General features: G+C 63.7%; 9 protein-coding genes. 3 read left to right on the plus strand and 6 right to left on the minus strand.

The features are described from left to right. Positions 1 to 46: 46 nt before the first annotated feature. From NKH97_RS02165 to ftsZ, 6 genes are all read right to left on the minus strand, one after another. Complete coding sequence (locus NKH97_RS02165; protein WP_128302412.1) at positions 47 to 1,273, minus strand: VWA domain-containing protein; 1,227 nt, start codon at positions 1,271 to 1,273, stop codon at positions 47 to 49. Next, complete coding sequence (locus tag NKH97_RS02170) at positions 1,266 to 3,515, minus strand: DUF5682 family protein (RefSeq protein ID WP_352795273.1); 2,250 nt, start codon at positions 3,513 to 3,515, stop codon at positions 1,266 to 1,268. The genes NKH97_RS02165 and NKH97_RS02170 overlap by 8 nt, the downstream gene beginning before the upstream one ends. 4 nt (positions 3,516 to 3,519) lie before the next feature. Continuing rightward, positions 3,520 to 4,599: an ATP-binding protein gene (locus tag NKH97_RS02175; protein WP_027036087.1), complete on the minus strand. Its 1,080-nt coding sequence runs from the start codon at positions 4,597 to 4,599 to the stop codon at positions 3,520 to 3,522. Positions 4,600 to 4,629: 30 nt separating this feature from the next. Further along, the gene (locus tag NKH97_RS02180; RefSeq protein ID WP_352795274.1) at positions 4,630 to 6,057 is read right to left on the minus strand and encodes a DUF5691 domain-containing protein; all 1,428 of its coding nucleotides are present in this window, start codon (positions 6,055 to 6,057) and stop codon (positions 4,630 to 4,632) included. Further along, complete coding sequence (locus tag NKH97_RS02185) at positions 6,054 to 7,439, minus strand: SWIM zinc finger family protein (protein WP_245273044.1); 1,386 nt, start codon at positions 7,437 to 7,439, stop codon at positions 6,054 to 6,056. Before NKH97_RS02185 ends, NKH97_RS02180 begins: the two co-directional genes overlap by 4 nt. Positions 7,440 to 7,658: 219 nt before the next feature. Continuing rightward, complete coding sequence (gene ftsZ / locus NKH97_RS02190) at positions 7,659 to 8,693, minus strand: cell division protein FtsZ (protein WP_023808769.1); 1,035 nt, start codon at positions 8,691 to 8,693, stop codon at positions 7,659 to 7,661. A gap of 386 nt (positions 8,694 to 9,079) precedes the next feature. On the opposite strand from ftsZ, the gene NKH97_RS02195 reads away from it, so the two are divergent. The 3 genes from NKH97_RS02195 to NKH97_RS02205 all read left to right on the plus strand — a co-directional run bounded on the left by NKH97_RS02195 (position 9,080) and on the right by NKH97_RS02205 (position 12,395). Next, a complete protein-coding gene (locus NKH97_RS02195; RefSeq protein ID WP_023808770.1) occupies positions 9,080 to 9,778 on the plus strand; it encodes a GntR family transcriptional regulator in 699 nt (232 codons plus the stop codon). Between the two features lie 247 nt (positions 9,779 to 10,025). Continuing rightward, complete coding sequence (locus tag NKH97_RS02200; protein ID WP_127268594.1) at positions 10,026 to 11,381, plus strand: glutamine synthetase family protein; 1,356 nt, start codon at positions 10,026 to 10,028, stop codon at positions 11,379 to 11,381. A gap of 129 nt (positions 11,382 to 11,510) precedes the next feature. Next, entirely contained in the window at positions 11,511 to 12,395 is an 885-nt protein-coding gene (locus NKH97_RS02205; protein ID WP_023808772.1) for a helix-turn-helix domain-containing protein, read from the plus strand. Positions 12,396 to 12,523: the final 128 nt, after the last annotated feature.

The raw sequence follows: 12,523 nt of genomic DNA on the forward strand, positions 1-12,523 counted from the left end.
TCCCAGAGCTGCCAGAAGCAACCTGGCAGCTCTGGCGACGGCTGTTTTACTCCGGAGTCTCGGCCTCGGCACGAACCAGCTTGATATCTGCGCCAGCCGCCCATGCGCCGATATCTTCCCGACGCAATGCCGCCGCCATCATGTCTGGAAACAGATCCGGCGTGCAGGCAAAGACCGGAATGCCGAGGGCGGCCACCGAGCCTGCCATCTTCGGGTCATAACCCGGCCTGCCCTGGTCGGTCAGCGCCAGGAGCACCACGACGTTGACGCCGGAGCGAACGAGTGCAGCAAGCCGCTGCAGCAATTCCTGCCCGTTGCCGCCCTCATAAAGGTCAGTGATCAGCACCATATGCGACTTGGTCGGCCGTTCGATGCGGTCCGCGCAATAGGCCACGGCCTGGTTGATGTCGGTGCCGCCGCCCAGCTGCACGCCGAACAGGACTTCGACAGGATCGCTAAGCTCCTCGGTCAGATCGACGATTGCCGTGTCGAAGCAGACAAGCTTGGTCCGCACCACCGGCAGGGAGGCCATCACCGCCGCGAATATCGAGGCGTAGATTACCGAGCTTGCCATAGAGCCCGACTGGTCGACGCACAGCACCACCTCATCCAGGTCGACCAGCCTTCGCTGTTTGCGCATGAAGCCGACCAGCTTCTCCGGCACGATGGTCTTGTGCTCGGGCTGGTAATGGCGAAGGTTGGCTGAGATCGTACGCGGCCAGTCGATGTCGCGCTGGCGTGGGCGGTTGGTGCGCTGCGATCGGTCGACCGCGCCGCGTATCGCCTCGGCTGTCTTCTGTTCCAGCCGCTGCATCAGCTTGGCAACGATATCGGCGATGATCGTGCGCGCAATGTCCTTGGTCTTGGCCGGCATGACCGAGCGGAGCGAAATCAGGTCGGCGACGAGATTGACGTCGGCCTCGATCGCTTTGAGGAATTCCGGCTCCATCAGCATCTGCTTCAGGTTGAGCCGTTCGAAGGCATCCTTCTGGACGATCTGGACGACCTGTGCGGGAAAGAACGACCTGATATCGCCCATCCACTGTGCCACCCTTGGCGCCGAGCGGCCGAGGCCGCCGCGCCGCTTGCGCGGATCGGCAGCCGCATCGCCGGCACCATCGCCGTAAAGCGCATCGAGCGCCGCGGAAAGCCGCTTGTCGGTGTCGGACAGCGCTGACGAGGTTTCCTCATCGGCACCGATCGCCATGCGCCAGCGGCGCTCCCGTCCGTCGCCGGCTTGGATTGGCTCGCTGATTTCGGCCTCGTCATCCATTGCCGGCCTCGCTCATCAGCAGGGGTCCAAGCCGTTCCAGGTGCCGGCGCCACGCTTCGCCGCCATCCGGAGTCGGCGTCAGTCCGGCAGGCAGCCGTGCGGTGCGGCCGAGCACCGCTTCGATCAACCGTCGCCGCTCCATCGAGTCCAGATGCGAAAAGACCCGGCGCAGCAACGGCAGATGAGCAATGAAGGCCTCTTCGTCGAGGGATGCGAGCCAGGCATCCACCGCACCGCGCAGGCCCTCGTCGTAGATCAGCCGTTGGCCGGCAGTGCTGAAGAAACCCTCGAAGAACCCTGCAGCCTCGGTGACCGGCGTTCCTGGAGACAGACGTCGTGCGATCAGACCGGTTGCCGCGTCGGCTGACAAATGGCCGGCTTCGTAGAGCAGATGCGCGGCACAGCCTGCCACCAGCGCCGTCGAGCGCGATCCATCGAGCACCGCAGCCAGTCCATTGCGCCAGATGTCCAGCACGTCCTGTTCAGGCTCGACCAGACTGATCGCTTCGTCGGCCTTGCGCATGGCGCCGACCAGCGTCGTGGATGCCTGGGCATCGAGGTCGCGGGCGGCATAGGCAAGTGCGATCCCGCCTTCGACGATCAGCCGCTCCAGGAGGCCGGACAGACGGGCGGTTTCCGTCTTGCGAGCCTCGCCGTAGCGGATGATGTCGGCGAGCGGCGGCACCGATGTCAGGATTTCCAGGCATTCGCTGCTGCGCGCCGCCCGTTCCTCCAATGCCGCGAGACCGGCGATCGACGCTTCCGACAGGTTTGCCGTGATGGCGCCCTGGACCAGTGCGGCCATCGCATCAAGAGACGTCGCCGCGCCGATCATCTGGATCAGCCGGCCATTGGCCGCCTTTTCGATGGTTGGTCCGTAGACCAGGTTCTCGACCAGTCGAACGGCATATTCAGGTTCCCACGACAGCATCCAGCGCTCGCGAAAGGTGCCGCGGCTGCGGCCGCTGTCGGTCAGCTTGCCCCAATGCACGCCAAGCACGGACAGCCGGTGCAGCAAGGTCGACCGAAACAGCCCGCTCTCGCTGCGCAGATCGACCGACAATTCGCGCTCCAGCGCCTCGGCCTTCAGCCGTGCTGCTTTCTGGTTGCGCTGCAGGTCCTCGATCAGCGGCGCCAGCGGCGTGTCGGGCGGAATCTCACCGACATCGGCGCCCAGCAGCAATTCGGCTTCGACCAGCGCCCACAGCAGCGCTTCCCCGTCGAACAGGGCGGCGATCGCGGCGTCACGCAATTCCTCGAAACCGGGCTTTGGCCGTTCACGGATCACAGCCAGCGTGCGGGCCAGCCGCTCGGCTTCGATCAGCGAGGCGGTCGAGACCATGTGCCCCTTGGCCCTCAGGACCGCCGCGATCTTCGCCAGCCACAGGACCGAGGAGTCGCCTTGCCCGCGCGTCTGCCACAGATGCTTGCACCAGCCGGGCGCGACAACGCCGGCGCCATAACCGAAGCCCAGCGCCAGGCGCGGCCCCGTCCACGGCGCCCAGGTCATCATGCTTTTGCGGCGGGCGAGCCCCTTGAGTAGCGCCTGGTCCTCCTTCAGCGGTCGCGTCGCCTGCAGTGCCGGCACATGGAAGGCACCGCAAACGATAGCGACCGGCCCATCGAATTCCTTTCGCGCGGCGGCGATTTCAAGTCGCATATGCGCTTCGCGCTTTGCCTCGAATTCGGCAAGCGGACCTTCGCCTTCGCGCAACGTCGTCATCGCGTCGGCTATTGCCGCGAAGATCGGGCCGGGCTCAGGGTTCTGCTCGATGATATCAGCCCACCAGCTTTCGCCATCTTCATAGCCGGCAGCTTGTGCCAGCGTTCCGATCGGGTCCCGCAGATGCGGCGCCAAGTCAGCCTCGACGTTGGCTTCCGTTCCATCGCTATCGGTTTCCCCCACGGCCTCAATCGGCGCAGTGCGGGCTGAAGACGGCAAATCGATGAAGCGCACTGCCGCATTGTTGGTGACGGCCCAGAGCGTCGCCTGGTACTCCGGCGAGAATTCGGCGAAGGGCCAGAAGCTTGTCGAGGCCGGATCGTCTTCGGGATAGCAGAGCAGCGCCACCGGCGGCTGCATTTCGGGGTGGGCCAGCAACGGCAGCAGCGGGCTGGCGTCGGCCGGTCCTTCGATCAGCACGGCGACCGGTTTCAACTCCTGCAACGCCTGCACCAGGCTGTCGGCGGAGCCTGGCCCGTGATGGCGTATGCCGAAATAGGAAACGTCGCTAAGCGCCATGGCGTCAGATCGCCGCGTTCAAGGCCGCGTAGTAGCCGGCATAGTCTGGCCGCTTCTTGAGCACGGTTTCCAGATACTCCTCCAGCACCAGTTTGTCCTGCACCGGATCCTTGACGATCGCACCGACGAGGCTGGCGGCAAGACCTTCGGCGCCGAGCTTGCCGCTGTCGAACCAGGCCGCCTGGCTGAGGCCGCCGACCATGGTGGCAATGGCTTCGGCCGTGGACAGCGAACCGGACGGCGTCTTCAACGTCACCTTGCCGTCGGCTGTAGCGCCGGAGCGCAACTCGCGAAAAATGGTCAGCACGCGCGCGATCTCCTCACCGACATTCTTCGGCACCGGCAGGTCAAGACCGCCGGCCATCTCGCCGACCCGCTTGGAGACGATCGCCACTTCCTCCGCCATGTCTTCGGGCAAGGGCAGTACGACGACGTTAAAGCGGCGCTTCAACGCCGAGGACAGCTCGTTGACGCCCTTGTCGCGGTTGTTGGCGGTGGCGATGATGTTGAAGCCGCGCTGCGCGTAGATCGAGGTGTTGAGTTCCGGGATCGGCATCATCTTTTCGGACAGCACGGTGATCAGCGTGTCCTGGACATCGGAGCCCATGCGCGTCAGCTCCTCGAGGCGGCAAAGCTTGCCGTCCTGCATGGCGCGGTAGAGCGGCGTCGGCACCAGCGCGTCCTGGCTTGGGCCCTTTGCCAGAAGCTGTGCGTAGTTCCAGCCATAGCGGATCTGGTTCTCGTCGGTACCAGCCGTGCACTGCACGATCAGGGTCGAATCGCCCATGATGGCGGCGGCGAGATGTTCCGACACCCAGGATTTGGCCGTGCCGGGGACACCCAGCAGCAACAGCGCGCGATCGGTGGCGAGCGTCGCCACCGCGGTTTCCATCAGCCGGCGCCGGCCGACATATTTGGGCGTTATCACTGTCCCGTCGTCAGCCTTTCCGCCGAGCAGGTAGGTAAGGACCGCCTTTGGCGAAAGGCTCCATCCGGCAGGCCTTTGCCGGTCGTCATTGCGCGAGAGCGCCTGCAATTCGGCGGCATAGGCCTGCTCGACCGGAAGACGGATGGCTGCGTTCATTAGCTGTTCTCCGGATTGATCATGTGTCGGTTAAGGTTCGGCCAGCGCTGCGTTGAGGCGCAGAAGACCGAGTGAAGGCGCTGCCGGCGCCATACCGGCCGCAACGACGTCTCCGATCAATTTCTCCGCCGTCGCCGCCGTGGCGAGAAAGCCCATAGTTTCCAGGAGCTGGTCGACGCCCCGCTTCACAGCGTCATCGTTTCCTGCAACAGCGGAGCGAAGCGCCGGGAGCGTCTGGCCGTTTGTCAGGTCGGCCCATTCCAGCCAGCTTGCTTCGAGGCCCTCGGCCAGATTGAGCGCGCCGAGATGTTGCGTGTCCTTCAGGATCGACCTGACCAGGACGCGCTTCCTGCGGCTGTCCAGACGCGCCATGAGGTGGAGGACGAAGAGTGCGGGCTTGCCACCTTCGGCGACAAGCATATCCGCCATGTGCGTCACCGCGGCGTCGCTGCCCGACGCCGCGACCATTCGGGCAACAAGGATATCGGCGTTGTTCTCAGCGCCGAATTGCCACGCCCCGATAAACTCGGATTCGGTGGTGCCGAAGCGCGTGGCGAGGTCGACCAGGTTGCAGGTCTCGAACAGTTCGGCGCGACGTCTTTCCTGCGCCGGCGATTTGAGTTTTGCCGGCGTGTAGGTGGTGCGGCGGCGGATGAAGCCGGATTTGCCTTCCGCGATGAAGGCAGCGAGTTCGGCCGTCGGATCTTCCGGCCCGCCATCGCCTGGCGAGCCGTGCTCTCCCAATCTTGCCAGCAACCGGCCAGCGAGCTCGCGCAGCTTGCCGGAACGATCGGCGGAGAGGCTCTTCAGGAACGGCACGTCATCAGCGCCCAGGCCGAAGCGCAACAGGTCGACGAGTGCAATCCTGATTTCCGCCGGCTCGCCGGATGCCTTGGTTTCGATCAGCTGCCTAGCCGAAGCCGGTGCGGTGCGGCGCATATCGGCGAGCGCGGTGCGGCGTGCGGCGGGATAGAAGTCATCCCAGTGTTCCACCGTCAGATGCTCCTGGCTTGCAGGTTTTTCGCCGTCCGCGCCTGCCTGCCAGTCGATCCAGGGTGCATAGACGTCCGGACTGCTCTGATCCGACGCGGCTGGCATCCAGTCCATCGGATGCAGCACGAAGCCGCGGCTGGAGACGAGCGTGACCACACGCGACTTGCTTCTTGTGTCGGCGGCATGCTTTAGCGCGGCTCGCAATAGCGGCCGCAGCCGTTCCGGCAGCATCGGCAAGGCGAGTTCGGGCAATTGCGGGCGGCGTTTCAGCGTCTTTGGCGCGGCTGGCCGCAAGGCGATGTCGAGAGCTTGTGCGGCGATCGCCAGCAGCCGGCGTTCGCGCTCGTCGGGGCTGGCACCGCCGGCGATCTCCTTCCACGCGCCCGGAGCCAGGTCGAAGGTGGTCCCGCCGGTGATCCAGCAGTCGCGCATGGCCGCCAGGCCGGTCTGCTCGATCTCGTTCACGACAGGTCAAGCCTACCGAAACCGCTTTGCGCCGCCAGCAGGTCAAGCCGGCTGCCATTCCAAAGTGCTGCCGTTGCCATAAGGTCCAGCCCAAGCAGCGTTGGATTGACGGTGTCGGCAATCGGCAAGGCGATACCATGCGGATCGCCGGCGGCTTGCCACCAGGCGGCGCCCCGATCGTCCAGCAGGATCGCGCCGGGCGGCAGCATGACAGGACAATCGGTGAGCCAAGGGGCTGCGTTCTGGTGAGCAGCATGCGCCGCGAGCGGATCGGCTGTGTGAAAGCCGAAATCGGGCCACTCACCTGTCGGGACGTCGCCCTTGCGGTCCGCCACCAAGGCCCGCAGCGGCTGGCGTGCCGGGTAAAAGACCAGCCTGGCATCGAACCGGTCGCCCGGTGTGAAGGCGTTCGACCGGCGACCGGCCGAGGCCGGAAAATAGTCGAGCAAGAGAGCAAATTGCGGGCTCGCGCTCTTCAGGTCGAGGAGCCAGGTCGAATGGCTGACGAGACCGTCACGGCGCGACTCGATCTTCTCGCCAAGCACCTCCCAGACGCTTTCGACCTGTTTGGCATCGGGATTGGCCAGAACCTGCTCACGGCTTTCGGACGTCGATACGAGCCGCCTCAGTTCGGCGTCTCCTGGTGTCGATCGCCAGGCCTTGACCACCAGCACAAGCTTGCCGAGTTCGCGGAGCGCCGCGTCCGGGCGCTCCTCGCTGCGCAGCCCCATCAGCCGTGACGGAATCTCGTCGATGCGGCCGGCAAGCGCTGTCGCCTTCATGTCGACCAGCCGTGCCGCAATCCGGCGGCAACGGTCACTGCTGTTGTCGACAAAACCGGCCAGGCCAAGCCGCAACTGGTCAGCGATCCATTGATCCAGCTCATCCAACGCCGCCGACACCGCGGATTGCGTATCCAGCGTCCGCTTGCGCTGCGCTGCCTCGCGGCGCTCGACCGCAGCGGCGTCCTCGATGTCTGCGCTTTCGTCGTCGCGCGAGGCCTCGCCAATGCTCTTGCCTCCCGCACCGGGCGCTGGCGCCGCCGGCTGTGGCGAGGCCTTCCTGCGGCGGCCGAGCCAATCATTCACCCATTCCGGGGTCGAGCCTGCGGCGGTAAAACTGGCCGGCGTGGTGGCTGCAATCCACATCAGCGCCAAAGTGTGCTTGCAGGGAAATTTCCGCGACGGACAGGTGCATTTGTAGCCATGGTCGCCGGTGTCGACGACCACACGATACGGATTGGAGCCGGAACCCTGGCATTCCCCCCAGAGGAGCCCCAGCTGATCGCTCTTCTCGAGCCGTGGCCAGTTCGATTGCCTGGTCAACCTGGAAGCGGCGCTCAACGACGCCTGATCGGGCGCAAGCGCTTCGATGGTTTTCAAGTCGAATTCCAAGCCGCGCCTCTCGTCGCTCGAACGATACGGGTAGCCAGTATAGATGGCCGTCCATGACGGATTCTTGTAGCAGCAACCGTACAGAGATCGATACAGCTGAACACAATAGTTGCGCCAGTCAATCTGATCCGTCGGCAATGCCATTGCTATTCAGCGATGTCTCCCCCGAGAAATTATCTCTTGGCGAGGATAAACGCGCGATATGACTTATTGAAGCGTCCGCGCCGGCTGACCGGCGTGGTCGCGTGCGATGCCGGCTTCGGCATCCTCGGCGCCAAAAGCACGGTCGAGGCCCGTCGCCACGACCGAGACCCTGAAGCGGCCTTCCATGCCCTTGTCGAAGATGGCGCCAACGATGATGTCGGCATCCTCGTAGACCTCTTCGCGGATGCGGGTGGCGGCCTCGTCGACCTCGAACAGGGTCATGTCCCTGCCGCCCGATATCGAGACCAGCACGCCCTTGGCGCCTTTCATCGACACTTCGTCGAGCAGCGGGTTGGCGATCGCGGCTTCGGCCGCCTTCATCGCCCGACCCTCGCCGGAGGCCTCACCGGTGCCCATCATGGCGCGGCCCATGTCGCGCATCACCGATTTGACATCGGCGAAGTCGAGATTGATCAGGCCTTCCTTGACGATGAGGTCGGTGATGCAGCTGACGCCGGCATAGAGCACCCGATCGGCAATGACGAACGCATCGGCGAAGGTGGTCTTGGCATCGGCGATCCGAAACAGGTTCTGGTTCGGGATGACGATCACCGTGTCGGCGCTCTCGCGGAGCCGCTCGATGCCCTCTTCGGCCATCTGCATGCGGCGCCGGCCTTCAAAGGCGAACGGCTTGGTGACGACACCAACCGTCAGGATGCCGGCCTTGCGTGCCGCCTGGGCGATGATTGGAGCCGCACCGGTTCCCGTGCCGCCGCCCATTCCGGCGGTGACGAAACACATATGCGTACCGGCCAGATGGTCCATGATCTCGTCGAGCGATTCCTCGGCCGCGGCGCGGCCGATCTCGGGAAGCGATCCGGCGCCCAATCCTTCGGTGACGTGGGCGCCAAGCTGGATCAGCCTGGACGCCTTCGACATGGTCAGCGCCTGGGCGTCCGTGTTGGCGGCGATGAATTCAGTACCCTGAAGCTGCTCCGCGATCATGTTGTTGACGGCATTGCCACCGCCGCCACCAACGCCGATCACGGTGATCTTGGGTCTCATCTCGGAGATTTCGGGCTTCTTGAACTCGGCCATGCCTGTGTCTCCTTCGCCAATTGCGCGCGCTTCACGACCCACCCGCAGACTGCCTTGAAACCTTGCAATCGAGCGGCATGATGCGAATCACTCCGTTGCGATGGGTAGCCCAAAAAGCCAGACAGCGGCCAGAGGTGCAAGTGCATGCGAGGTCAAGATTTGTGATGACCGTTTTGCACAGCGTGGCAGAGACGCCATATGCCTGACAATCTAGCCGTCGGCCTTGGTGCGACGCGTCGGCTTGCCGCGCAACGATCGAAGCGTCTATCATGTGCTTGATAAGTCGCTGACTTCGGCGTTCTCGCCGGGCTCGGCCACGCAGAATCCCCAGCGGCGAAACCAGCCGGCCGCACAGATTTCTGAACCGATGAAGCAGCGCCCCGCCAATGGCCGACAAAACACAATTCGGGTTGACCGCCGTCGACACCGTTCCCTTGCATGAAAAAGTCTATCTGGAACTTGTGCGGGCGCTGATGTCCGGCCAGTTCACGCCGGGCCAGAAGCTGACGTCGCGAAAACTCGCAAGGGAACTCGGCACCAGCGACATGCCGGTGCGCAGCGCCTTCATGCGGCTGCAGGCGCTGCGGGCGCTCAGCCCGATGCCGAACGGCAGCGTCGAAGTGCCGGCGATATCGGCCGAGCGGTTTTCGCAATTGACCGCGGTGCGGACTATCCTCGAAGGCTCGGCGACCGAACTGGCGACAAAACGCATCAATGGCAACAATCTGCGCACGATCCGACGCCACGCCACCGACCTGACTTTGGCGGCCCGCAAAGGCGATATCGATGATTACCTGCGCAAGAACCACGACTTCAAATTCTCGATCTATCGCCATTGCGGCAACGAGCAGATGATCTTCCTGATCGAAACCGTATGGATGCAGGTCGGCCCTTTCCTCAGGAACCTTGCCATGGGTTTCGAGGATAACCTCGCCTCCATCCTCGACATCGACTTTCACGAGGAAGTCGTCGCTGCGATCGAGGCCCAGGATGGCGAGCGCGCCCGCGCTGCCATCGTGCGCGACATCGACGAAGGGGCCTCGCACATACTGCAGCAGGCGAGATTTCCGAAGGCGAGAAACTGATGCGCGTCGCGTTTGTGCGGATTCGGGCGACGCCACTTGGCTTTCCGGCCTCTTGCCTCTATGTTGCGATCGCAGATCGCGCAATTGGTTTTGAAATGCCTCCCGACATCCCGGCTAGTGACTTGAAAAAATAAGGAAAAGCGCTTGGCGACAGCCAAGTCTGTTTTCCTAAAACTCACAAGCTATTTTTATCAGGGACAGTGCAGCCGGTCAGGTTGCGGCACCTTCGAAAACCAGAGGTCATAAATTGAGCGATGCAATTGCGGACGTTTTGAACTGGCTTGATAGCAGGACCGACATCCAGAGCCTGAGAGCCGCGGTGTGCGACCTCAACGGCATCATGCGCGGCAAGCGCATTCCCGTCGAGCAGGCAAGAAAGGCGCTGGAAGGCAAGCTGCGCATGCCTTTTTCGCTGATCGGGCTCGATGTCTGGGGCGAGGACATCGAAGGCAACACACTGGTATTCTCGACCGGCGATGCCGACGGACTGTGCCAGTGGACGGGGCGCGGCATTCTGCCGGTGGCCTGGACGGCGCATCCGACGGCGCTTGTCCCCCTCTGGCTCGCCGACGAAAGCGGCGCGCCTTATCTCGGCGACCCGCGACGGGCGCTGGCCCGCATCCTCGATCGCTACAAGGCCTTGGGCCTGACTCCGGTCGCGGCAACGGAACTCGAATTCTACCTCGTCGATCCGCAGTCGCAGCGGCCGGTCGGACCGGTCTCGCCGGTAACCGGACGCCGCCTCGATTCCGACGCGGCGCTGTCGATCGACGAGATCGACGACTTCGAATCCTTCATCCATGACGTCTACGAGGCCTGCCGGACGCAAGGCATTCCCGTCGACACCGCCATCGCCGAGAACGGCGTCGGTCAGTTCGAGATCAATCTGAACCATGTCGCGGACGCCTTGCGGGCGGCTGACGATGCGGTGCTGTTCAAGCGCACCGTGAAGGGCATTGCCCGCAAGCACGGCTTTGCCGCCTGTTTCATGGCCAAGCCCTATGGCGACCGGGCCGGCAACGGCTTTCACGTTCATTTCAGCCTGATCGACGGCGAAGGGCGCAACGTCTTCGATGACGGCACCGACCAGGGTTCTGAGACCATGCGCCATGCGGTCGGCGGCCTGCTTGCGGCAATGGCCGAAAGCACGCTGGTGTTCGCGCCGCACTTCAACTCCTACCGCAGGCTGCGCCCGAGATCCTATGCGCCGACCGCAGTCGCCTGGGGTTATGAGAACCGTATGGTCGCGATCCGCATTCCCGGCGGGCCAACCGGTGCGCGCCGCATCGAGCATCGCGTTTCGGGAGCCGACGCCAATCCCTATCTGGTGCTAGCGGCCATATTGGGCGCCGCACTGACGGGCATTGAAAGACAAATATCGCCAGGCGATCCGATCGGCACCGACGGCCAGGGACTTCCGCCGGCAAAGCTGCCGCCGGACTGGGCGTCGGCGATCGCCGCCTTCGAGAGCGGGACGCATGTGGCGGAGATTTTTCCAGCCATCCTGCGCGACTCCTTCGTTGCCTGCAAACGCCAGGAATTGAACACGTTCGCGCTCAATGTCAGCGATTTCGAAATCGAGACATACCTCGAAAGTGTTTGAGGCCCGACGGCCCCAGCGGCATTGGGTTCCGGCCGATTTTCAAGCAGCCGCAAAGCACTTGCGGTGGGGTCGCTAACCGGGCATAAACATGATGTTTTTTATCATGTATTATGACTGGGATCACAGGACTTGACCTTCGTTGCGCGCATGGAAAGCCGGATTGAGGGCTTTTCAGTCATTGGCGACCTGAAATGGCATGTCTGGGACGGCGTGGTCGCCGACCTCTGGGATGTCTCATGCGGTGACAAGGCCGAAGGCTATTACGTCTCTCCCGACCCCCGGCTGTTCGTCGCGCTCGATGTGGATGGCGATGGCGCTTTCTTCGTCGAAGACGCCAAGGGCGAATTGCGCCGCCACGACCAGGCTTTTTCCATGGCCTACATACCGGCCGGCGTGCCGATCCGCGGCCGGGTCGAGGGGCTGCGGCGGATCCGGCATCTCGACCTGCATTTCGACGCCGCAGTGCTGACGCGCCGCTTCGGCCGCAGCCTTGACCACGAGGCCTTGCGGATGTCGCGCTTCCAGTTTCGCGACGACCGGATCGCCATGCTTGCCGGCCTGATCGCCGCCGAATGCGGCAGCGACCGGCCCCTGCATGATCTCTATGGCGAGGGTCTGCTCAATGCCTTGTTCGCAAGCCTGTTCCAGATCGACCGGCCTGATACCCTTAGGCGGCGGTCGCCGCTGTCGCGCCGCAAGCTGCGCCTCGTCACCGACTACATCGACGCGCATTGCCTGGAAAGGATCCGGCTTGCCGACCTCGCCGCGCTGACCGGCCTGTCCGAAACCGCGATGAGTCACGCCTTCAAGGCGGCGACGGGCGTGCCGCCGCATCGTTGGCAGATGCAGGCGCGGGTCGACAGGGCCAAGGCCATGATGGCGCGTGGCACCGCTTCACTTGGCGACATCGCCGAGGCAACGGGTTTTTTCGACCAGGCGCATCTGACGCGTGTGTTCAAGTCGATTGTCGGCGTGACACCCGGCGCCTGGATGAGGAGCACCAGTCGCCAGTGACATTTCCGCAACATCACACCGCGATGTCCCTCGTTTGGACAAGAATGGACAAACCGCCCAATTCCGTCCAATGACCAGCAGATAACTTGAGATAAATGATCAACTATCTCAATATCGACAGGCGGGGA

Origin of the sequence: Mesorhizobium sp. M0870 (assembly GCF_040319775.1) — a bacterium.
Classification (GTDB): Bacteria; Pseudomonadota; Alphaproteobacteria; order Rhizobiales; family Rhizobiaceae; genus Mesorhizobium.